The organism is Niallia yueguangensis, from assembly GCF_052663115.1.
The window spans coordinates 105004-129226 of record NZ_JBQTCX010000011.1; the positions used below are offsets into that span (position 1 = coordinate 105004).

Consider the following 24223-nt stretch of genomic DNA (forward strand, 5'->3'; position numbering starts at 1 on the left):
CGACTTTTGTTAATTTTAAATATTTAGTAAATTATAAATATTCAATTCTTCGATATTATGGCCAACTGAAATTCGCCTAAGAGGTTCCGGATTTTGTAATGCTTGTGGACGAGCTGTATCCATCTTTACACCTTATGGAGTTGCTTGGATCTTAACTAATTATGGTACTGTTGCTGTTTTTATTGCAATAGGAGCATTACTTCTAACAGTTGCTTTAGTTATCCTTGTTATAGGCATTGAAACAAGACAACAATCAATTGAAGATATCAGCAAAGAGGTATTTTCTACAACACAAGACCAGGTTGAACCGTTTGAAGCCGCGTCGCAAAGAAACCAATAAGAATTTATTTGATCTCGTTTCAGCAAGCAAAAAACAGGCCAATAAGTTAAAGCAAGGTCTACTTCAGCAATAAGGGGATAATTGTTGAAACAAGATGCAAATTACTTCAAGAAAAAGGCGATGGAATATAGGAATGAGAATCACGCGAACATTGTTAACATCGCGTCAAAACTTACAGTATCATTGGACTAAAATGAAGAAAGTATAATAAACAAGGTTAACAACGGTTGCTTGCATACCAAGCTCATATGGCATATCTAATAGATATGCCATACTGGGGGGAATAGCAATATAGAAAAAATATAGGTATATAGAAGTAAATACCGTTATAATAATGATGAGAAATTCATAATACATGTTTAATAAAGACGGGTGACGGAGGCATTTTATGAGAAAAGTAATTGACATAATCTCAGATCTAGGAGAAGGTTTTGGATCTTATACGATGGCAGATGATTCTAGTTTGCTTGAATTGGTAAGTTCCGCTAATATTGCTTGTGGTTTTCATGCAGGGGATCCTCGGACGATGGCAGATGCTGTAGAAAAATCAGTAAAAAATAATGTGGGGATTGGTGCGCATCCAGGTTTTCCTGATTTGGTCGGGTTTGGCCGAAGACATATAGAGTTATCATCATGGGAAATTACAACAGATATTCTCTATCAATTAGGTGCACTGAACGCATTTGTTAAAGCATATGGAGGTACATTGCAGCACGTAACTCCTCATGGACGATTAGGAAATCTCTCTGTTGAGAATCGCAAATATGCTGAAGCAATTGTTGAAGGCATAGTGAGATTTGATCCATCTCTTATGGTAGTTACTACTCCTGGGGAAATGGCTAACATAGCAGAACAAAGAGGGCTAAAGGTTGCATATGTAATATTTGCGGACCGTGCATATAATGACGATGGAACATTGGTTTCTAGAGATAATCCCAACGCTGTAATTCATGATCCTGAAACAGTTGTAAAACGATGTGTCAAGATGGTTGTTGAAGGGAAAGTGACTTCAATAACTGGTAAAGAAATAGAAGTTGACGGCCAATCATTGCTGCTTCATGGAGACACAAGTGGATCATTAAAGCTTGCACAACAAATAAAGAGTGCTTTAATAGAAGCAGGAGTAGAAATTCGTAGATTGGGTGATTGGTTTTAGTAGAAATTAAATCAAATTAAGTTTCGTCTTTATTTTTATGACTCTTTTCGTATAGATTGTTGTTATGTACCCCGCAGCCTGAATACACTTCGCTTTCCGCGGACGAGTGCCGAGCCTCCTCGTCGCTATGCTCCTGTGGGGTCTCGTCTTTCTCGCTTTTCCCGCAGGAGTCTACGTGTATTCAGGCTGCTCAGTGCTTCAACCAAGTCTATTGTTTTATTCAAAAACAACAAACTTTTAGAAAACAGCCTTATTAAAAAGATTCTTATCCAAATATTGTTTCTCTTGTTGGGATACTTTACAGCGGTTTTCTTCCAAGACCTCTAAATTTTAATATGTATCTTCAGGTTTCATAAAGGAATATATTGTCCTAGTAGAATAAGTAAAAAAATAACTTAATCTATAGTCAAAAAAAACACACGTTGAACTACTAATCTGTAATTCAATACGTGTGTTTTTTTAACTTTAATGGTTCTTTTAAATCCTTTTAAGTACTTTTATCTTTAGTTTTAGATTTCGCTATAACAAACTCACACTCGTCGCCTTGATCCCCTCTAGAGTATAAATAGTTCATTGCTATACAAAGAGGGGATAACATCAACCCAGATTAGTTTAATTGTATCCGTCTTGCAAAATCGGTAAATTTAAATTTATCAGGTCTGTGCCTTGATTCACTGTACTGAAATAAGCTGCCATCCTGCAGGTGAACCGTGCTTTTTACGACGACGACCATATGATAATTTTCTAAGTCTAGAATACTTCGATCTTCTTCAGTGCAGGGCTCCACTGTAATTTCTTTATTGGCAAATCCTATCTGTAGTCCAATTTCTTCTTCAATGTACTTGTAAATGGAGTATTGGCAAATTTCTTTTGTTAAACATGGAATATAGGTGTGATGAAAATAATCCTTATCTAATATAATCTTTTTCCCGCCTATTTCTCTTGCTCTAAAAACTTTCCATACTTTTTCATTGCCTGTCAGGTCGAGCTGATTTTGCAAAAAAGAATCTGAGGGTATAAGCTCCAGTGTATGTACAATCGTCTTCGTCTGTAAATGTAATTTTTCTGCAAGCTCTTTAAAGCTGACTAATCCCGTCACTGGAAAATCAAATTTACTGAAATCCATGACAAAGGAGCCTTTTCCTTTGATTTTATGGATGTATCCATTTTGCTCCAATGCATGCAAAGCTTTCCGGACAGTATCTCTGGATATTTCATATTGCTCCATTAAACTGCTTTCTGAAGGAAGCTTAGAGTTGGTAGTATAGGAGCCATTTTCAATTTTAGAAACAATATCGCTGTAAAGCGCTACATATTTACTGCTCATTTCCATCACCAGACATATTATTATTTTGATTCTTTTAAAAGGTAAATAACAGATTCATACGGACGAAGAACCATTTTTGCATATGAATCACTAGAATCTTGATAATTCGACAACAATATCTTACTTTCATAGCCAACAAGGTTTTGCTTAGGCAATTCAAATTTGCTTTCTTGCCCATAGAAGTTATTAATAACTAATAATATCTCATCCTTGTAGCTTCGTGTATAGGCATAGATGTTCTCATGCCCTGGTAAAATCTCGTTATATTCTCCGTATGCAACCACATCATATTTTTTTCTTAAAGCAATTAATTTTTGATAATGATAAAAAATAGAATCCTGATCTTCAAGGGCATTTTCTGCATTAATGCCTCTGTAATTTTCCGCTGTTTGAATCCAAGGTTCACCTGATGTAAAACCGGCATGAGGTGAACTGTCCCATTGCATTGGTGTTCTTGAATTATCTCTGGACTTCGCCTGGAGAATAGACATTATTTCCTTCTCGATTCTTCCAGAAGATTTCAGTATATTATAGTAATTAATGGATTCGACATCCTTATATTGATCAATGCTTGAAAAATAAGGATTTGTCATTCCAAGCTCTTCTCCTTGATAAATATAAGGAGTTCCTCTTAGCATATGAATGGCAGCAGCAAGCATTTTTGCTGATTCCTTATGATACTTTTGATCATCACCAAAACGGGACACAATCCGCGGCTGGTCATGATTGCACCAAAAAAGGGCATTCCATCCATCTCCCTCCTGCATCCCATACTGCCAGGAACTGAGAATCTCTTTTAATTTTTGAAAATCAAAGTCTGCTGTCGTCCATTTTTCGCCATTCTCGTAATCAACCTTTAAATGATGGAAGCTGAATACCATCGATAATTCCTTTTCTTCAGGGCGAGAATATTTTACACAATGGTCAATCGATGTGGAGGACATTTCTCCGACGGTGATAATATTTTCATATTTCCCAAAGGTTTCTTTATTAAGTTCTTTCAAATACTCATGGATTTTTGGACCATCTGTATAAAAACGCCGTCCATCTCTCGAATCATCATCCGCGAAAACTTCTGGTTTAGATATAAGGTTTATCACATCCAGGCGAAATCCCTTTACCCCTTTTTCCAGCCAAAATTCGACTATATCAAAAATTTCCCGCTTAAGCATGGGATTTTCCCAGTTTAAGTCTGCCTGTGTAACATCGAATAAATGAAGATAATATTCTCCATATTTTTCGGAGTATTCCCAGGCAGAACCGCCAAATTTAGAAATCCAATTGGTAGGTGGGCCGCCATCTATTTTTGGCTCTTTAAAAATATAATAATCTTTATAGTTTGGAGCTCCTTTTATCGCTTTTTGAAACCATTCGTGCTCTGTCGATGTATGATTAAATACCATATCCATCATAATATCGATATTTCGTTTTTTTGCTTCGAACACTAAACGTTCAAAATCCTCCATTGTTCCAAAACGAGAATCAATAGACGTATAATCTGCTACATCATAGCCATTGTCCTTCTGGGGGGAAATATAAACAGGGGTAATCCAAAGATAATCCACCCCGAGCTTTTTTAAATAATCAAGCTTTTCGATAATTCCATTTAAATCGCCAAGTCCATCTCCGTTTGAATCATTAAATGATTTAGGATAAATTTGATAAACAATGCTTTTTTTAAAGTCTTTCATTGATAGTCCTCCTTGCTAAAATAAAAGGGAGATTGCTCTCCCATCTATCATTTAACCTTTTACTTTTAAAAGCTTAGATCCTGTTTTTATATTAAACTGTGGTTTTTTAGAAAGCACAATCGTAAGCAGGAACGGAACAGTGATTGCTATCAGCATAGCGACAGCAAACATAATCATGTGCTGCGGCTGGATAGAAAGGATTCCAGGAATTCCTCCAACACCAATAGAGTTTGCCATTACACCGGATGCTACAGACACTACACCAGCGATTAAAGAACCGATCATACCGGCAATGAAAGGGAAGCCATATTTTAAGTTAATTCCAAAAATTGCTGGTTCTGTTACTCCAAGATAACAGGAAATAGTAGCAGGGATGGAAACTTGTTTTTCTTCTTCATTTTTTCTATTTAAGTAAACCATAGCGAGCACGGCTGAACCTTGAGCGATATTGGACAGTGCAATCATCGGCCAAAGGTTCGTTCCGCCAAATTGTCCCATTAACTGAAGGTCAATTGCATTGGACATATGATGAAGTCCAGTAATAACAAGCGGAGCGTAGAAAAATCCGAATACAGCTCCAAACAACCAGCCTAAAGAAGAAGTAAGGCCAGCATATATACCAGCAGAAATAACAGCACCTATTTTCCAGCCGATAGGACCAAGGACAGTGTGCGCAATAATAACAGTCGGCAATAAGGACAAAAATGGTACTACAATCATAGAAATAGAGTTTGGTGTAATAGCACGAAGCTTGCGTTCAAGGAAAGTCAACAGCAGTCCTGCTAAAATAGCCGGAATAACTTGTGCCTGATATCCAATCATTTCTACCTGTGCGAATCCAAAATCCCATACAGGGATGTCTTTTGCTGTAGCAACTGCATATGCATTAAGCAATTGCGGCGATACTAGCGTAAGTCCAAGGACAATTCCGAGTATTTGGGTTGTGCCCATTTTCTTGGCAATTGCCCATGTAATCCCAACAGGAAGGAAGTGGAATATCGCTTCACCAATTAACCATAAGAAAGAGTGAACGCCTCCCCAGAATTGTGAAACTTCAACAAGTGTTTTCGTACCATCTGCCGCTAGTTTAATATCCCCTATAATATTGCGGAAGCCAAGGATAAGCCCGCCGACAACGATAGCTGGAATTAATGGCGAAAATATTTCTGCAAGATGGGCAATCATCCGTTGTATCCAGTTCATATTCTGCTTTGCTGCATCTTTTACTTGATCCTTAGAAGCTTCACTTACACCAGAAACTTTTATAAATTCATTATAAAACGAGGATACTTCATTTCCAATTATAACCTGGAATTGACCAGCTTGAGTAAAAGTCCCTTTTACAAGTTTAATAGCTTCTATTTTGTTGACATCTGCTTTGCTTGGCTCATTTAAAACAAATCTCATTCTTGTCGCACAATGGGTTACGGTTGAAATATTATCTTTTCCTCCAATATACTGCAGCAATTCTTTTGCTGGATCAGTAAATTTACTCATCGATTTTCTTCCCTTCAGTTAATGTTTAGGTAACGCTTTCACAAAAGATAAAAAAATAAAAACGATAATACCTTTCAACAAAAAAAGCGTTTTCATTAAGTTGTAAAAACTATGTTGATTTCTTTCCTGTACGTATAGGGTTTGTTTACGCTTTCATTTTATCTTGTACGTACAGGGATGTCAATGAATTTTTAGAAAATTATGAAATGATAGCGTTTACAATAGTCGCAGGATAATTAAAAGGGAAGTTTATGTTAAAACTTTTTCCTAATGAGGATAGAAGGTATAACAATGAAGGGCTGTTTTTTGACTAAAGAATTATAAATAGAAGAAACAATAAAAATTTTCAGATGGATTAGAATAAACAAAACAAAAGAACTCGAAAATTTGTATGATTAAACTTACAAAATAATTAGTTTTTTTGTAAGATGGCATTATGCCATTATTTTTAAACAGTTGGGAGAGCTTTTACTTTGATATTTTCAAAGATCATAGATTTATATGCCTTAAATCAGCTACATAAAAATCGAAGCAAAGAGTTTCAATATTCCTCACTTTCCACGGATATAAGTGAAGTAAGAGACAGAATGGAATTTTATCAAACACATCCGATAGATATTCATTGTGACATACATAATGAAGACGGAAAATACAAGGCAGGAACCTTTAAATTCCAAAGCTTGCTTCCATCTGGTGATCACTCTAATGATCACTTAGTGGGAGATGTTTTTTTAAATAAAAATGAAGGTGCGCCTAATGTTATCTTTGTTCATGGATGGCGTATGAACTCTTTTGATCGCGTGAAGAAAATATTTCACAATCGTTTTATGAAAATGGGGTGGAATCTATATTATTTTCCTCTTCCCTACCATCTTAAGAGGAAGCCAGAACATTCACTTTACAGCGGAGAATATATGATAAGCGCCAATATCCAGCGGACGGTTCAATCTACTAGACAAGCAGTGGTTGATTTAAGAGCATTGATTCAATGGATTAAAGCAAATAAAAAAGGACCTGTCATCTTAATAGGTGTCAGCTTAGGCGGATTTATTACAAATTTAGCTGCAACGATTGAATCACAAATTGATGCGTTAGTTTCTGTTTTCTATGCTAATCGTCTTTCTTATTCCATATGGAATACCATACCGGGGAAGTTAATTAGGGAAGATTTAGAACATCATGGTGTAAATTATCATGATTTAATCAATTATTGGCGTATTACAGAACCTTGCCAAGCTATGCCTATTATGAAGAAAGATAATATTTTGCTAATCTCTGCAAAATATGACCAATATGTACATAGTGAAGATACTAATTACTTGTGGGAGTCATGGAGAAAACCAAAAAGGTTTATCTATCATTGTGGACATGCTGGAATCGTCCTACATCGTAAAAAGATCGCAACAGATACCATTTCTTTTCTCCAAAATAAAATCAAAGGGTAATGACTGTTTAAAAAAAGTGATACCCTTTGAAGTTTTTAAACCCTAAATCAAAAACATAGAGGTTAATACATAGTTAAATAAAATATGCATTAACCTCTTACTTCTTAGACAGGCACTCAAGATGAACTTGCTGCACTATTAATGCTTTTTTCAATTGCATTTACGCCCATAACAACTACTATTAACTCCTCCATGAAGAGGACGTCATCAAATTTTATTAGCTGATAAGCAGGCGATGAAAAGAAACCGGTTATTCGATTAAATTCAGCAACTACTTCTTCCGTTCCTTCTTTCACCAGCTGATATTGTTTAGAAAAAGCCTCTGATTTTATTAGAAATATCCCGCGACCATATGCATTATATTCGTATTTTTTAGATAAAAGAGAAAATTTATTTCTTAAGTTTCCAATTTCTGTGCCCTGATTATCATAGATTCTCCATCTACTCCCCATTAACGGGAACTTTCCACTAATGACGGCATTACCATCTGTATCAAGAACACTTACTCCAGAGGTAAAAGCACTCTTTAGATCAAGCACGCCTACTTCTTTCTTTAATTCATTGAAAATAGTCGTTTTTCCTGCTGAAAAAAAATTATCAGTAAAATATAATGTCTCCCGTGTCATAATATCCCTTCTTTCTAGTGAAGAATTTCAGCACTTGTTATTATTTATTTACGTATTAATGCTTAATTAGTTTCGTATTAACAGGAAAAATTTTCATCTAAACATGCAAACAACAAAAAAAGACTAACAAAAGTCAGCCTTTTTGAAACATATTTTCAGCTCTTAAGAAGATAATTTCTCAATAATCATCCGTTTGCCTGTATTTAAGGTAAATTCAAATCGATCGGAAATTTTTTCGTTGTAATAAAAATGGTGATTGACGCTGCATAATCCTTCTTGATTATCAAATATCATCATATTGACGCCGCTTTTACGTTTTTCGTCTTTTAGAAAAGTTAATTGGTTGTAACAGTAAATACAATCATAAATCGAAAAATTCATTGTATTAAGTGTCGTCACAAAATGATAAAAGCTATCATCGCTAATTTCGTCTAATAGTCTTTCTAAGGCGAAAACGAGGTGTTTGCGAATGCGGATTGTATCCTGATTTTTAAGGGAAAGGGTGGAACCAGAAGTGTTGACTCTTCCATCCTCTAACAGGATGCCTTTCCGCCAATTATTTAATAATAAAACTTCAATTTCTTGATGAATATATTCCTCTAAAGTAGAGGCTTCCTCTGTTTCATCATCAAAAAAAATCCAATGATCGTTCATGTATTCAACAGTTCCCGTAGTAAACGCACGGGTTTGATACTCAATCAGTTTTGCACGCTGCTGTTTCATTATAAACCTCCTCCGTTAATTTCTTTTTTTGACATAATTTATTGTTTTTAAACTTAGGCTGTTTTCGTATAGATTGTTGCTTTTAAACTCGCAGCCTGAATACACTTCGCTTTCCATGGGCGAGCGTCGAGCCTCCTCGTCGCATACGCTCCTGTGGGGTCTCGTCTTTCTCGCATTCCCACAGGAGTCTTCGTGTATTCAGGCTGCTGAGTACTTCTTCTCCCGTTTTTTTACATAAAAAACAACAAATTTTGAGAAAACAGCCTAAACTTATAAAGCTTTTGTATAGAAAAACGGTGTAATAAGCCATATCCATCAAGCTAACAAAAAATAGATTCTTTCGTGAAAAGGCTAGTGAATCCCGCGTTAATTTCAATAATTCCGCGAAATGGATAAATGTTTAAGTTGATGGCTACGATGTTATACCCTTCAAAAAATCAAGAGAATGAATTAGTTTCTATGGACAAATAACCATTTTCTTCTTTCCGGAATAGAATACTCCATATTGATTGGCATCTAGTCAAAAATTCCACGAAGAAAGGATGATAACGATGTGTGGAATAACAGGTTGGGTTGATTATAAAAGAGATTTAAGAAAAGAAACGGATACATTATCAGCAATGGCAGAAACATTGGCAAAAAGAGGTCCCGATGACACAAATGTATGGACTGCACTTCATGCAGGGTTTGGTCATAAACGTTTAGTAGTAGTAGATCCTCTTTGTGGCGTTCAACCAATGACGAAAGAAAAACAAGGTTTTCATTATACAATTTGTTATAACGGTGAGTTGTACAACACAGAAGACTTAAGAAAAGAATTACTAATAAAAGGATATTCATTTAACGGTCATTCTGATACAGAAGTTTTATTAGCTTCCTATATGGAATGGGGAGAAGATTGTTTACAATACTTAAATGGAATTTTTGCTTTTGCAGTTTGGGATGAAAAAAGAAATAGATTATTTATTGGCAGAGACCGTTTAGGTGTGAAGCCAGTATTTATTGCCGAAGTAGGAACAGGATTTATTTTTGGTTCAGAAATCAAAGCATTACTTGCACACCCTAATGTAAAAGCAGAGTTAGATCGTGAAGGATTGGCAGAAGTATTTGCTTTAGGACCTTCTCATACACCAGGTTCTGGCATCTTTAAAGGTATAAAAGAATTAAGACCAGGCCACGCGCTGAAGTTTTCGCAAGATGGCTTAAAAATCTGGCGCTACTGGAATGTAAAAAGTGAAAAACATGAAGATTCATTTGAAGAAACAGTCGAAAAAGTACGGTTTTTATTTAAAGATGCCGTTACAAGACAGCTTGTTTCCGATGTGCCGCTTAGCACTTTTTTATCTGGTGGTGTAGACTCCAGTGCGATTACGGCAATTGCATCAAATGAATATGAAAAAACAGGTAAAGGTCCCCTTCACACCTATTCCATTGATTATGAGGGCAACGATAAATTTTTTAAAGCAAATGAATTTCAGCCGAATTCAGATGGTGTCTATATCAAAAAAATGACCGATACATTTGGAACGATTCACCATAATTGTGTGATTACTCAGGAAACATTGGCTGAATATTTACATGAAGCCGTTATTGTCAGAGATGTACCTGGCATGGCTGATGTTGATTCCTCACTTTTATGGTTCTGCAGGGAAATAAAAAAGGACTTTGTTGTGAGTTTATCTGGCGAATGTGCAGATGAAATCTTTGGCGGCTATCCATGGTTTAGAAGAGAAGCTGACTTAGCTCGCGGCGGATTTCCTTGGATGAGATCTATTCAGGAAAGACAAAGTTTATTAAAAGGTGATTGGGGCAAAAAATTAAAATTAGAAGAGTATATGCTGGATAAGTATAATCAGACATTGGCAGAAACGCCAAAATTAGACGGAGAGAGCAAGGAAGATGCAAAACGAAGAGAATTATTTTATCTGAATCAGCTCTGGTTTATGACCACATTATTAGAAAGAAAAGACCGGATGAGTATGGGAGCAAGCTTAGAAGTGCGTGTGCCATTTGCCGATCACCGTCTAGTAGAATATGTATGGAATGTACCTTGGGAAATGAAAAATTATCAAAATAGAGAGAAAGGCTTATTGCGTAAAGCATTGGAAGGAATTCTTCCGGAAGAAATTCTATATCGCAAGAAAAGTCCGTATCCGAAAACGCATAACCCAGTTTATACGAAAACGGTAAAAAATATGTTAACGGATATATTAGCAGATAAAAGCTCTGCTTTATACGAATTCTTTGAAAAAGAACGTCTAACGCAAATTATTGAAACAGAAGGCTCTGCTTTTAAAGAACCATGGTTTGGCCAATTGATGACAGGACCGCAATTACTTGCCCATTTGGCACAAATGCATTATTGGTTTAAGGATTATAATATTAATGTGGTAGATTGATTTCAGACTGTTGAAAAACGTTCGCTCTCTTCGTCACTCCCCGTTTTTTGCGGTGCTCATTACCCAAAAACGGTAACTCCGCTCCTCAAAAAGGGTCGTTCCTCGATAGACAAACGTTTTCAATCAGCCTGAAATTTTGCAGTCTTACTTTTTCGACATTCTGAACCTAGTTCCTAAACAGAACTAGGTTTATTACTTTCGAAAGAACGTTTGTTCGTTTATAATGAAAGAAGGTCAAAGTAGAAGAAGGAGTCGGAATGGAGCCGTTAAAAAATATATACAATCAAACCTTTGTAAAGAACTTAGGACAAGCAATTAAGCAGGAATGCAGTTCTTTTGATGAGCAGCAGTTTTTTGTTTCTGTCTTTCAGGAAGATTGGGAACAGTTAGCATTAAAAGAACGAATGAGAAGAATAACGGTTTCTTTACATGCAACGTTTACAATAGACTATGAGGACGTCTTGGCTTGTTTTTATAAAATTGCGCCCGCTTTTAGTGGGCTAAAGGGAATTATTTTTCCTGATTATGTAGAAGTGTATGGGTTAGAATACTGGGAACAATCGCTTGCAGCATTAGAGTTTTTAACCGAATATTCGACTTCAGAATTTGCAGTACGACCATTTCTTTTACAAGATCAGGAATCGATGCTGCAGCAAATGCAAATTTGGGCACAAAGTGATAATGAACATGTGCGCAGGCTGGCAAGTGAAGGCTGTCGTCCAAGATTGCCATGGGGAATGTCTATACCAAAGCTAAAAAAAGATCCACAGACCATTTTGCCAATTTTACAAGCATTAAAGGCGGATGAATCTTTATATGTTCGAAAAAGTGTCGCAAATAATCTTAATGATATTTCCAAAACGCATCCAAATTTAGCTGTAGAGCTAGCAACATCGTGGTACGGAGATAATACATATACTAATTGGATTGTAAAGCATGCGTGTAGAACGTTGTTAAAAAAAGGGGATAGCCGAGTGCTTGAAATTTTTGGATATAATGAAGGGGAATCGATAGAAATGACAGCGGTTCATTGTGAGCAAACCCAATTATCTATTGGAGAAAGCATGTCGTTTTCCTTTGAAGTGTTCGCTCCGATTCGAAAAAAAATAAGAGTAGAATATGCAATAGATTATGTAAAGGCAAATGGAAACCGCAGTAGAAAGGTATTTCATTTATCGGAAACGGTGTTGAAAGAGGAAGAAAGAAAACTTTATTCCAAAACACATTCTTTTAAAGATTTATCAACAAGAAAGCATTATCCCGGACAGCATACTTTATACATTATCATTAATGGCGTAGAAAAAGCTTCAATTGACTTTGATGTAACAGAATGAATGAAAAATAGAAACTTGTTTTTTTATGTAAAAAAATGGGAGAAGAAGTACTCAGCAGACTGAATACACGAAGACTCCTGTGGGAATGCGAGAAAGACGAGACCCCACAGGAGCGTATGCGACGAGGAGGCTCGACTCTCGCCCACGGAAAGCGAAGTGTATTCAGGCTGCGGGTTTAAAAGCAACAATCTATACGAAAACAGCCTAAAAAATAAACTACACAGCACTATCACTATTTTTATCCATTAAAGTAGGCGTCGCTCCGTTCCTTTTTCCAGATAGAAAAAAGAACACACCTGCTAATACAAATAATCCGCCGACAATTTGCCAGCCAATTAATCGTTCACCTAGCAACATTACGGCTAATATACTAGCACCTACTGGCTCTCCTAAAATACTCATCGAAATGGTAGTGGCATTCACATAATTAAGAAGCCAATTATTGATGACATGTGCAAGAGAAGGAACAATGGCAAGAAGAAGGAAGATGCCCCATTCTTTTGCAGAATAACCTGTTAAAGATTCACCGATTAAAAGATTGTATACAGTTAATAAACATGCTGCGAAAAAGAACACACAACTAGTGTAGACCCAGTGAGACATTTTTTTTATAATATTTTGTCCGATTAATAAATAGCCTACCACTGCAATGACGCTGAGAAAAGAACAAAAGTCCCCAAGTAAAGCTTTGTTATCTAAACCGATATCTCCCCAGCCAATCATCATCGCTCCAATAATGGCAATCCCCATCGTCATGATGGTAGAAGAGGTAGTCCGTTCTTTAAAAAAAATAAATCCACCGATTAAAGAAATAATTGGCTGCAATGCAAGGATAATCGTTGAACTTGCAACGGTCGTTAATTTTAACGAACTGAACCATAAAGCAAAATGCAAGGCTAAAAACGTTCCAGAAAAAAATAATAAATACCAGTCTTTCTTTGATAATTTTTTGAAATCCTGTCTGTTTATATAAACCATTGGAAGCATTAATATACATGCCAGCCACATCCGGTACATGCTTATAATGGCTGCAGGCGCATCAGACCATTTAACAAAAATAGCAGAAAAAGAAATAGCAATTATCGAAATAACTAAAGGTAGCCCAATTGATTTGGAGCTGTCTGTTTGCTTCATGGTATTCCCCCTGTCTAATAATTCATACACTACCATAGTACTAGATTAAGGGTTAGACAAGAAGAGTTTTTATGATATTTTAAATATTGGCTGTGTTAAAGCTGATTGTTGATATAGACACTTTGTTGATTGGAGCGGAAAGCGTGAGACTCCTGTGGGAAAAGCAAGTCAAAGGGAGACCCCACAGGCGTAAAGCGAGGCAACTGAAGAAATGTTTTATTATATAAATTACAGATAAAACCCTTATATTTAGTAGGATAAAAATGGTATAGAGAGTTTGAAAACGACCATTATGTTGGTTAGGAGAGGCGTCCGCACGACTCCTGCGGGATTAGCGAGACAGGCGAGACCCCACAGGAGCAAAGCGACGAGGAGGCTCGGCGCTCGCCCCGCGGAAAGCGTGTGGTAAGCCTCGGAAAACCGAACGAAAACCTCTAAATGCTTGATTTTCCCTATCTATATTTCATAGCATCCACTTTTTCAGTGACCTCCGTAAAGCGCCGAGGAGGCTCCCGGACCGCCCGCGGAAAAGCGAATGCCTGGAGTGGAAATCAACAGGCTTTAACAGAGCCTAAATATAAAAAGATAATATATTGCTTTCATAAGGAGCTAACGTAACAGAAAGTTCATCTGATTCTGCTGCATATTCCTGCTGGGTCAGCAGCAAGTTTATTTTTTTTCCACTTAAAGAAAAGGGCAGAACATAGTCGATTTCAGTATCGCTATTGTTAATTAAGACAAATACAACTTGATTGTCTTTTTGTTTATAGTAGGCTAAACAATTATTAACAGCAGGCAAAAAATACAAAGTACCTTTGCTCGTTAATAATGAAGTTTCTTTACGTATAGAGATTAATGTTTTTATATAGTCTTTAAGCTCTAGATCTTGCTGTTCCTCTTGCCAGGGCATGCATTTACGGCATCCTGGGTCATTGCCGCCATCTAAACCGATTTCATCTCCGTAGTAAATGCATGGTGTTCCAGGAAATGTGAATAAAAAGGTAAACAATAGCCTGACTCGTTCTTTGCGAAAACGACATTCATTTAATACACGAGGTGTATCATGACTGCCGAGGATATTAAATAAAACTTGGTTGATATTATCCGAATAGGAATGAAGAATCGTTGTTAAATCTTCGGTAAATTGATGAGCAGAAATTATATCGTAGGCAAAAAACTGCAACGATTTGTGTAAAAAAGGATAGTTCATAACGGAATCAAATTGATCCCCTCTAAGCCAAGAAACAGAGTCATGCCAAACCTCTCCTAAAATAAAAAGGTCGGGTTTTATTGCTTTAACAGTAGTGCGGAAATCACGCCAAAATTGATGATCAATTTCGTTGGCTACATCTAATCTCCAGCCGTCAATCTGGCATTCTGCAATCCAATAAGCTGCAGCTTTTAATAAATATTGTTTCACTTCTTCATTAGCTGTATTAAGCTTTGGCATATATTCATAAAAACCGAATGTCTCATAATTGATCGTGTCGCCGTCTTTAAGCGGGAATTTATGAATATGAAACCAGTCTTTATACAGCGATTTTTCTCCTTTGTCCAATACATCTTGAAAAGGAAGGAATTCGACACTGCAGTGATTAAAAACGGCATCAAGCATAACGCGGATTCCTCGGTTATGACACTCTTCCACAAGCTTTTTCAAAAGGTTGATATTTCCAAATTGAGGATCGATAGTAAAATAATCAATCGTGTCGTATTTATGGTTGGAATTTGCTAAAAAAATAGGTGTAAGATAGATTCCATTAATTCCTAAATCTTGAAGATAATCAAGGGAATCGATGATCCCTTGAAAATCTCCTCCGAAAAAATTCGTTAAACTAGGTTCTTCCTGCCCCCATTCGACTGTATGAGCTGGGTTTAAAAGTGGGTCTCCATTACGAAAACGTTCTGGGAAAATTTGATACCATATCGTTTGCTGAACCCAATCTGGCGAGGAGAACACATCGCTTTTATGCATATATGGAAAACAAAAGAAAAAGCCGGAATCTTCTGGAATAAATGAAAAAAATCCTTTTTCCGTTAACGTCATTTCCTGCTCCGTGTTTTTTAAAATAAAGCCATAGCGTATTCGTTTATGCTCGGCTTTAATTGCGACTTGCCAATAATCAAATAAAGAGTCTGATCCTATTTTTTCTAAAGGTTGAAGGGATGTTATCCATTGATGGTCGACTATTTCATATTGATCTCCATATAATAAAACTATCTCCAAAACATTATCCCGTTTTGTACGGATGCGAATATGAAGCGTTTCTTCGTCAAAAAGATAGCAATAATTATCTGCTGCTCTATGATAAATGGAGGTTAAATCGATCATCGTTATTTTCTCTCCCTTAAAAAATTTTTCACTAGCATAACCAAAACAATACTTATCTAATGGCTGTTTTCGTATAGAGTGTTGCTTTTAAACCCGCAGCCCGAATACACTTCGTCCGTTTAGCGAGCGTCGAGCCTCCTCGTCGCATACGCTCCTGTGGGGTCTCGTCTTTCTCGCATTCCCACAGGAGTCTACGTGTATTCAGTCTGCTGAGTACTTCTTCTCCCATTTTTTTACGTATAAAACAACAAACTTTGAGAAAACAGCTTATCTAATTTGTATTCTCCATATTATAGAGGAAATCCTGTGAAACCGAGCAATAATTCCGCCAAATAGGTAGGCTATTGATGAAATTGAAAAGAGAGTGCTTATATGCAGACTCAAAAAAAACGAAGGTGGGGCATTTTTGTTTTGTGTCCTACCTTCTTTTTTTATCGTCAGGAAATTATAAACGAAATGGGATTGTGGATAACTTGGCGGTAGTGTCCGCATCCAGCTTCGACGTACAGGACGTACTAGTGCCGATGTTGCCACAGGACGTGGCGCCTTTAATCGGCCAGCGCCTAGCTCTTGTGAAAAATAACCCCATGCCTCTAAAAGTAAAAAGCACTTTTTGAGTCATGTGAACATTTTTCTTCAGAGCTGTTCAAGGCGCTTGCGCTTTTGTTCGTACTATCCGTTAACGATTGTTCCACCATTTACATGAATTACTTGTCCGCTTACATAAGCAGCGTCTTCACTTGCTAAGTAAACATATGCTGGCGCTAGTTCATTCGGTTGCCCTGCCCGGCCAAATGGTGTATCAGCACCGAATGTTGACACTTTTCCGCTGTCAAATGTCGATGGAATTAATGGCGTCCATATAGGTCCAGGGGCTACACCATTTACACGAATCCCTTGTTTGGCAAGTGATTGAGATAAAGAACGAGTAAAGGATGTAATAGCTCCTTTTGTAGAAGCATAATCAAGCAGTGTATCATTTCCTTTATAAGCAGTAATAGAGGTGGTATTGATAATGCTGTCTCCTGTATTTAGATGAGGCAGTGCTGCTTTGGATAAATAAAACATCGAAAAAATATTCGTACGGAATGTTTTTTGCAGCTGCTCCGCTGTGATATCGAGCAAGCTTTGCTGTGGATGCTGTTCTGCTGCATTATTTACTAAAATATTTATGGTGCTAAATTCAGTGATAGTCTTTTCGACAACGGATTTGCAGAAATTCTCATCCCCTATATCACCAGCAAGCACTAAGCATTTTACGCCTTCTGCTTCCACTAACTGTTTTGTTTTTTTAGCATCGTCATGTTCATTTAAATAAACGATGACAATATTTGCTCCTTCCTTTGCAAAATAAATGCTGACAGAGCGGCCGATTCCGCTATCGCCGCCTGTAATAATGGCAATTTTTCCTTGCAGCTTGCCAGAACCTTTATAATTTGGATTTACTTCTACAGGTGCAGGATTCATTTCTGTTTGGATGCCAGGTTGGTGATTCTGATGTTGTGGGGGAAACGTTTGATTTTGATTGTTGCTCATTTTTTTCACTCCTTTTCGTTTTCCTATTTAATTATTTTCTCCTTGAAAAAATAATTAAACATGGAAAAATAAGGGTTTGAAAAAGATATAAAAAACTCTCCCATGTTAAAAAAGGAGAGTTCATAGAAAAGAATTCGTAATCAGCCTGAAATACTTTATTAGCGGTAATTAACAAATTGAACATCGACTGTAATTTTAGATTCTCTTACAGTAGCGATAATACTTTGAAGATCATCGCGGCTTTTTGCTGTAACACGAATTTGATCATCCTGTAATTGGCTTTTTACTTTTAAACCGCTGTTTTTAATAAGCATGTTGATAATTTTTGCATTGTCTTTATCGATTCCTTGCACAAGCTTCGCACGCTGACGAACGGTGCCGCCTGATGCACCTTCCACTTTGCTGTAATCAAGGTTTTTAATAGGAATTCCACGCTTAATCATTTTACTGATTAATACATCTTTTAATTGTTCTAGTTTATACTCATCATCAGAAACTAGTACTAGTTCTTCTTTATCGAGTGTAATATCACTTTTGCTTCCTTTAAAATCATAACGGTTTTGAATTTCCTTTTTCGCAATTTGAATCGCATTGGCAACTTCCGCCATATCTACTTTTGATACAATATCAAATGAGCTTTCTTTCGCCATCATTTACCTCCTGTTTGGCAGGGCCATCTCTGCTAGAGAGAACGGCCCCCATTTCTTTTATGTTTGTATTATAGTAAAATATAGCAGTTGTCACAACTATGTGTATTTTTGCAATGAAAATAGATGGATTTATCAAGGAGGACAAAACAGTGTCTTTAAGAGATTATATAGGGCAAGAAGTAGTAGCAACCGTTGTTAGAGAAGCATCATTCGGATATTTTTTACAAGTGGAAGCTGGAGAGGAAGATATTCTGCTTCATTTTAACGAAACAGATACAAAATGGGAAATAGGGGATGATGTCCGCGTATTTGTTTATACAGACTCGCAAGGAAGAGCATGCTCTAGTACGGTTATTCCAACGATTGCAGTTGGTAAATACGATTGGGTAAAGGTTACAGATATCAAATCAGGAGTAGGCTGTTTTTTTGATATCGGTTTAAAAAAAGATATGCTGCTTGGGGAAGATGATCTTCCTGTCCATGATGATATATGGCCCGAAGTTGGTGATATGCTTTATATTACATTAAAAGTAAACCGTAATAACTTCTTATATGTAAAGCCTGCAACAGATCCAGTGATAGAAAGCATTTCCACAAAAGCGGTAAGAAAAGATTTTAACAAGAATATTCACGGTCATATTTACCGCACGGCAAAGGTAGGAAGCTGGATTTATACAGCAGAAGGTTTTAAAGGGTTTATCCATGAAACAGAGCGAGGCAGAGAGCCAAGACTAGGCGAAAAAGTAAATGGAAGAATTATTGATGTCAAAGAAGATGGGACAATCAATGTATCGTTATTGCCAAGAAAAGAAGAAGCATTAGATGTCGATGCGAAAAATATTCTAGATTATTTAGAAATGAGAAAAGGTGCGATGCCTTATGGCGACAAAAGCATGCCAGAAGATATTCAAGAACGATTTGGCATAAGTAAAGGCTCTTTTAAACGTGCACTAGGAAAGTTAATGAAAGAAAATAAAGTGTATCAAGAAGAAGGCTGGACTTATCTTAAAAAAGATTGATGGACGAAGAAAGTGAAACCAGCTTTTCCAACAAGAAGCACCATAAAAAACAAATGCGCAAGCGCCTTGAACAGCTCTGAAGAAAAATGTTCACATGACTCAAAAAGTGCTTTTTACTTTTAGAGGCATGGGTTATTTTTCACAAGAGCTAGGCGCTGGCCGATTAAAGGCGCCACGTCTGTGGCAACATCGGCACTAGTACGTCCTGTACGTCGAAGCTGGATGCGGACACAACCGCCAAGTTATCCACAATCTCATTTCATTTATAATTTCCTGGTGTATGAAATAATCTTTTTAGACACAAAAAAGCCCCAGTGACTGTGTTACGATTGAAGTACTTAACCAAGTTTACTCAATCACCCACCCGACAAGGAGGACATAGTCAATGAGACTACTTAATGGTAAACAAGGATTAAGAAGAAGTCAATTCGCACAAGAAATTCGTGGTGCTAATTTAGAAAAAGTTTTACTGGTTTCAATCGATGTTTCAAAGGTACTACAAAAAGCAATGATTTTGAATTACTACGGAGAAGTGTTCGAAGCCCCCTTCTCGTTTATGGTTAGCCAAACAGGAATAAAGCACCTTTTGGATAAAATAGAGAACACCAAGATCTCCTGTGAAGCAGAAAGAGTGTTTATTGGAATAGAAGCAACTGGTCATTATTATGAAGACATTGTTCGCATCCTAACGAAGGAGGGCTATTCTGTTCACATTATCAACCCTGCTTCTACACACGAGGAACGGAAACAACATCTTACTTATACCAAAACAGATGATATAGATCTTTATTTAATTGCGGAAGCCTTAATTGGTAATAAAGCGACAAATGCTAAACTGACGACAGGAGTTTATAAACAGCTTCAACACCTTACCAGGGCTCGAAGAAGCGAAATCAATAAGCGTTCTCGAATGAAAGTAGAGATTCGTTCCATCCATGATCACATTTTTCGTGAGTACCAAGGCTTTAGCGTATTGGTAGACAAAAAATAAAGACTAGAAAAATCTTTAGTGACTTTTGGGGAAAAGCAAGTTTACATCTTTTAACTCACTTCCCACATGCTTCTCAACTATTAGAGCTAGGAGAGACAGGGTTACGCAGATTATCTAAAGAACACAATTTAAAAATACGAAAAACAACGATTGAAAAACTTCTCTACGCAGCCAGTAAAAGTGTTTCTAAACCCCTTGAGGATGTTTCTAGCGAGCTCTATATCTTAAAACAAAAACTTAGGGATTACGAATGGCATACCCAAAACATTAAAGCTTACGAACAAGAAATAGAGCGTATTTTCATCCAAACAGAGGGCTTGCTTCTTCTAACCGTTCCAGGTATTGGCCTTGTAACAGCTGCCGAGATCTATTGTGAAATGGGAGATCTCTCGCATTATACAAGTGCTAGTCAGCTTATTAAAAAAGCAGGGACGAATCCAACCATAAAGCAATCTGGATCAGAAGATGGTTAACACTCTTTCCGTCCACAACGATACACTCAAACCTTTTTATACTCGTTTAAAAGAAAAAGGGAAAAGAGCTGGAAAAATATATATCGCTATGGGAAACAAGTTCATCAGAATAGCTTTTGCGATGCTAAAAAAACAAAAACCATTTGAATGTAATAACGCAAGCTTTCATTACAAACAGGAAATGATGAAAAAGCTAACACTTCCGATTTCAGCTTAAAAAACATAAAACAAATAGACGCCATTCTTTTGGTTCGAGTGGAGATCGTATCTAATTTCCTGAGGCCTCTGACCTCGATGTCTAGCTTTATCCCACTCGTCCTGTAAATGCGGATTAGTACGTTAATTTTAATTTGTACTCTATGCCAGAATGCATCCATGCAGACCAAGAAGCGAGTGTATACCCATTTTCTGAATCAAGAAAATGGCGTCTATTTTATAAGAAACTTGGTTAATTGTTACTTGTAAAAAAAGGAAATTACAGTAAGTGTGTTTAAGTTACCCAAAAAACTTGAAAAAGTATTTGACATTGTACGCTAGACGATGAAAAAGCTGCACTCCAATTGAAACAATTGGAGTGCAGCTTTAAGTAATTTTTTTAAACAGATTATTTTCATGATGACGCTGATGTTATTATAAATGATCTGTTTTTTTGCTGTATTGGTGCTTCCCTTTTTGGCGATTTTTTTCTCGCATCATATTCTTTTCATGACGCAATGCATTTTTATCTTTCGCTTTTTTATCATTATCAGAAGTATGTGGCATGAAAATACTCCTTTCATTGTTCTGCTTTATTATAAGGTGAACAATATTAGTATGGTTGGAAAGCGACTAGAATATGTACGAATGCTTTATCCTGTACTATTCTGCCGTTTGATTTAAAAAGAACAAAGCAATCGTTCCTGCACCAGTATGGGAACCAATAGCAGCTCCAATCGATGAAATATATACATCATTAGGATGAAACTTTTCATTTATCATGTCTTTTAACTCGAGTGCCGTTTTTTCGTCGTCAGCATGACTGATGGCAACCGTTTGATTCGAAAGGTTTGTTCCTCTTTCTTCCATTAGCTCCAGCATTCGACGAATTAGTTTTTTCTTTCCGCGAATTTTTTCTAAAGGAACAAGCTTGCCGTCTTCTACATGAAGAAGCGGTTTGATTTGTAAAAGGCCTCCTATAAATGCAGAAGCTTTGGAAACACGTCCGCCTTGTGCTAAATAATCCAAATCTTCCACTGTAAATAAATGCTCCATATGGTTGCAATAAAATTGCAGAGTTGGAATAACTTCTGTCAGCTTTTTGAAAAGGCTTCGTTGTTTAACAGCTTCTTGAACGATTAATCCGCATCCTAAAGAAGCGCATTTACTGTCTAGGATGGTCAATTCCAGGTCAGGATAGTCTTCCTTCACTTGTTCATATACCATCACTGCTGTTTGGTAAGTACCTGATAATTGGGAAGAAAAAGCGATGTATATGCCTGATTCTTTGTTTTCTGCCATTGCTGTAAATACTTCTTTAAAAACATTTGGTGAAACTTGTGATGTTTTTGGTATTTGTCCATTTCGAATAGCATCATAAACAGTTTCGGGCGTAATCGTTTTTAAATCCTCATATTCTTCTTCAGCGAGATAGACCTTTAATGGAAAAAGGGTAACATCATTTTCTTCATAATAGTTTAAAGGTAAATCACAAGCACTGTCAGCCATGATTTTAAACGTCATCATTGTTCATCCTCTTTCTTGAATATTTAAAAAACAATTCGTATCGTTAACTTTATGATATATTGATTGCTGGTATGTATGTTTGCTATGTGATTGTTGAAAAATAGGTGCATACATAGTGTATATTTTTTGGGTTGAAAAAACAACGAATAGGAAAAGCAATATAGTAAAAATTACTATAAATGGAGGATTAATATGTATTGGTTGCCGTTCAAAAAGTTAAGTGTTGTTATTATGGGGGCATTGTTGAATGCCATTGCGATGAATTGTTTTTTAATTCCAGCAGACGTTTATGCTAGTGGCTTCGCAGGTGTTGCCCAGCTTATCGCCAGAATTACACCATTATCAACAGGGATTTTACTCTTTCTTTTAAACATACCTGTTGCCATATTAGGATGGATGAAAGTAGGGAAATCATTCACCTTATATAGTTTTTTAAGTGTAGTTTTTATGTCCTTTTTTCTTGAAATAATACCAGTGAATGCCTATGCAGACGATATCTTGTTAAATGCTGTTTTTGGCGGTGTTATTTCAGCAGTAGGAGTTGGATTTACATTGAAATGGGGGGCTTCATCCGGTGGGATGGATATTGTAGCGATGATCCTTTCGAGGGTACAAGATAAGCCTGTTGGCACATACTTTTTTACACTAAACAGCATCATTATTTTAACGGCAGGCTATTTATATGGATGGGAAAAAGCATTGTATACACTAGTTACTTTATATGCAGCAACAAGGGTGATTGATGCTATTCATACACGACATCAAAAACTGACTGTTATGATTGTGACGAAAAAATCAGATGAATTAAAAATAGCCATTCATGAAAAGCTAGTTAGAGGAATTACGATGATTCCTGCTAAGGGAGCTTTTTCCAATGAAGAACGGAATATGATGATGATTGTCATCACTCGTTATGAGTTATTTGATTTAGAACGTATTATAAAAGAAGTAGATCCTAATGCGTTTACTAATATTGTGCAAACAACAGCGATTTTTGGTTTTTTCAGAAAAGAGTAGATTTGAGGTGTTTTTTTAGTGAAGCGAGTTTGTATAATCGTTGCCGTTTTGTTATACTGTTTCTCTTTTTTCGGTGATGTTCAAGCAAAAGGAAGTACAAGTATACGTTTTTCCGTCAACGCATTGCCTAGAACAGATGAAGTGGAAATGCAAGTAAAAGTAAGCAATCTCAGCGATCAACCTAAAAAATTACGATTTGCTTCCTCCCAGAAATATGAAATTGTCATTAAATCGGAAAACGGAGAAGAAGTATTCAGATACTCTCTTCATAAAGATTTCTTACAGGCTATTCAGAATAAGACGATTAATCCGCATGAAACGTATGTATGGAAAGAAATATGGGATTACAAATGCGAGGGGGAAAAAGTAGAGCCAGGCGACTACTCTATAGAAGCTGCATTTATTCCGATGTTAAATAATCCGAAAGATAGTATTAAGGCATTCTCAACAGTTGCTGTTCCAGAAGAAAATATGGTGTATAAAAACATAAAAGTGATAGGAACGAAAGGAGTTTATACGGTAACAGGAATTGCTAATACAGCAAATAAACTGCTATACACGGTAGAAGATGGCCATTATGAGCTGCTTTCCAACCAAGTAGTAGAAAAATCTGCAGATGGGTATTTTCGCATACATATTAAGATTCCTAAGGCAGACCTTCCAATGAACGGAACACTTATTTTATATATTATTGAGCAAGCGGAAAATTATACGAAACCATTTCCGGTGAAGTTAGAGGTTTTCCCATCATAATGCTGCAGATAAAACAAAAAGCTCCACTTACAGTAATGCAATGATTACTGTAAGTGGA

The 24223-nt window shown here is 36.6% G+C and carries 20 protein-coding genes; 9 read left to right on the top strand and 11 right to left on the bottom strand.

The features are described from left to right. Window positions 1–728 precede the first annotated feature (728 nt). Window positions 729–1496 carry a LamB/YcsF family protein gene (locus ACTYA4_RS12240; protein ID WP_443481830.1) on the top strand — a complete coding sequence of 256 codons (768 nt, stop codon included), beginning with the start codon at window positions 729–731 and terminating at the stop codon, window positions 1494–1496. Between the two features lie 607 nt (window positions 1497–2103). Here ACTYA4_RS12240 and treR read toward each other — a convergent pair. From treR to treP, 3 genes are read right to left on the bottom strand one after another with little or no spacing between them, the layout of a single operon-like run. After that, window positions 2104–2823, bottom strand: coding sequence for a trehalose operon repressor (gene treR, locus ACTYA4_RS12245; RefSeq protein WP_443481831.1), 720 nt, complete (start codon window positions 2821–2823; stop codon window positions 2104–2106). Window positions 2824–2843: 20 nt separating this feature from the next. Next, a complete protein-coding gene (treC, locus tag ACTYA4_RS12250; protein ID WP_443481832.1) occupies window positions 2844–4514 on the bottom strand; it encodes an alpha,alpha-phosphotrehalase in 1671 nt (556 codons plus the stop codon). 51 nt (window positions 4515–4565) lie between these two features. After that, on the bottom strand, window positions 4566–6011 hold the full coding sequence (gene treP / locus ACTYA4_RS12255) for a PTS system trehalose-specific EIIBC component (RefSeq protein ID WP_443481833.1): 1446 nt from the start codon (window positions 6009–6011) through the stop codon (window positions 4566–4568). Between the two features lie 473 nt (window positions 6012–6484). Between treP and ACTYA4_RS12260 the strand changes: the two genes are divergently transcribed. After that, window positions 6485–7456 carry an alpha/beta hydrolase gene (locus tag ACTYA4_RS12260; RefSeq protein ID WP_443481834.1) on the top strand — a complete coding sequence of 324 codons (972 nt, stop codon included), beginning with the start codon at window positions 6485–6487 and terminating at the stop codon, window positions 7454–7456. Between the two features lie 116 nt (window positions 7457–7572). Here the strand turns inward: ACTYA4_RS12260 and ACTYA4_RS12265 are convergent, their stop codons facing one another. Together ACTYA4_RS12265 and ACTYA4_RS12270 are read right to left on the bottom strand one after the other, a co-directional pair. Further along, complete coding sequence (locus ACTYA4_RS12265; protein ID WP_443481835.1) at window positions 7573–8082, bottom strand: LURP-one-related family protein; 510 nt, start codon at window positions 8080–8082, stop codon at window positions 7573–7575. 162 nt (window positions 8083–8244) lie between these two features. Next, window positions 8245–8808, bottom strand: a complete 564-nt coding sequence (locus ACTYA4_RS12270; RefSeq protein ID WP_443481878.1) for a DUF2777 domain-containing protein — start codon at window positions 8806–8808, stop codon at window positions 8245–8247. Between the two features lie 548 nt (window positions 8809–9356). On the opposite strand from ACTYA4_RS12270, the gene asnB reads away from it, so the two are divergent. Together asnB and ACTYA4_RS12280 are read left to right on the top strand one after the other, a co-directional pair. After that, window positions 9357–11204 carry an asparagine synthase (glutamine-hydrolyzing) gene (gene asnB, locus ACTYA4_RS12275; protein ID WP_443481836.1) on the top strand — a complete coding sequence of 616 codons (1848 nt, stop codon included), beginning with the start codon at window positions 9357–9359 and terminating at the stop codon, window positions 11202–11204. Window positions 11205–11461: 257 nt separating this feature from the next. Next, window positions 11462–12538, top strand: coding sequence for a DNA alkylation repair protein (locus tag ACTYA4_RS12280; RefSeq protein WP_443481837.1), 1077 nt, complete (start codon window positions 11462–11464; stop codon window positions 12536–12538). 216 nt (window positions 12539–12754) lie between these two features. On the opposite strand, the gene ACTYA4_RS12285 is transcribed toward ACTYA4_RS12280, so the two are convergent. From ACTYA4_RS12285 to ACTYA4_RS12300, 4 genes are all read right to left on the bottom strand, one after another. After that, window positions 12755–13672, bottom strand: a complete 918-nt coding sequence (locus ACTYA4_RS12285; RefSeq protein WP_443481838.1) for a DMT family transporter — start codon at window positions 13670–13672, stop codon at window positions 12755–12757. A 571-nt stretch (window positions 13673–14243) separates the two neighbouring features. Then, on the bottom strand, window positions 14244–16004 hold the full coding sequence (locus ACTYA4_RS12290) for an alpha-glycosidase (RefSeq protein ID WP_445505670.1): 1761 nt from the start codon (window positions 16002–16004) through the stop codon (window positions 14244–14246). A gap of 672 nt (window positions 16005–16676) precedes the next feature. Then, window positions 16677–17540, bottom strand: coding sequence for an SDR family oxidoreductase (locus ACTYA4_RS12295; protein ID WP_443481840.1), 864 nt, complete (start codon window positions 17538–17540; stop codon window positions 16677–16679). A gap of 158 nt (window positions 17541–17698) precedes the next feature. Further along, on the bottom strand, window positions 17699–18190 hold the full coding sequence (locus tag ACTYA4_RS12300; protein WP_443481841.1) for a YajQ family cyclic di-GMP-binding protein: 492 nt from the start codon (window positions 18188–18190) through the stop codon (window positions 17699–17701). A 149-nt stretch (window positions 18191–18339) separates the two neighbouring features. Between ACTYA4_RS12300 and ACTYA4_RS12305 the strand changes: the two genes are divergently transcribed. From ACTYA4_RS12305 to ACTYA4_RS12315, 3 genes are all read left to right on the top strand, one after another. After that, complete coding sequence (locus ACTYA4_RS12305; RefSeq protein WP_443481842.1) at window positions 18340–19209, top strand: CvfB family protein; 870 nt, start codon at window positions 18340–18342, stop codon at window positions 19207–19209. 385 nt (window positions 19210–19594) lie between these two features. After that, window positions 19595–20200: an IS110 family transposase gene (locus tag ACTYA4_RS12310; protein WP_443481843.1), complete on the top strand. Its 606-nt coding sequence runs from the start codon at window positions 19595–19597 to the stop codon at window positions 20198–20200. Between the two features lie 317 nt (window positions 20201–20517). Then, a complete protein-coding gene (locus ACTYA4_RS12315) occupies window positions 20518–20673 on the top strand; it encodes a transposase (protein ID WP_443481844.1) in 156 nt (51 codons plus the stop codon). 630 nt (window positions 20674–21303) lie between these two features. On the opposite strand, the gene ACTYA4_RS12320 is transcribed toward ACTYA4_RS12315, so the two are convergent. After that, window positions 21304–21435, bottom strand: coding sequence for a DUF3941 domain-containing protein (locus tag ACTYA4_RS12320; RefSeq protein WP_443481845.1), 132 nt, complete (start codon window positions 21433–21435; stop codon window positions 21304–21306). A 96-nt stretch (window positions 21436–21531) separates the two neighbouring features. Next, the gene (locus tag ACTYA4_RS12325; RefSeq protein WP_443481879.1) at window positions 21532–22392 is read right to left on the bottom strand and encodes a DegV family protein; all 861 of its coding nucleotides are present in this window, start codon (window positions 22390–22392) and stop codon (window positions 21532–21534) included. Window positions 22393–22587: 195 nt separating this feature from the next. Between ACTYA4_RS12325 and ACTYA4_RS12330 the strand changes: the two genes are divergently transcribed. Then, window positions 22588–23412: a YitT family protein gene (locus ACTYA4_RS12330; protein ID WP_443481846.1), complete on the top strand. Its 825-nt coding sequence runs from the start codon at window positions 22588–22590 to the stop codon at window positions 23410–23412. 18 nt (window positions 23413–23430) lie between these two features. After that, entirely contained in the window at window positions 23431–24165 is a 735-nt protein-coding gene (locus ACTYA4_RS12335; protein ID WP_443481847.1) for a BsuPI-related putative proteinase inhibitor, read from the top strand. The last annotated feature ends 58 nt before the right edge of the window (window positions 24166–24223 follow it).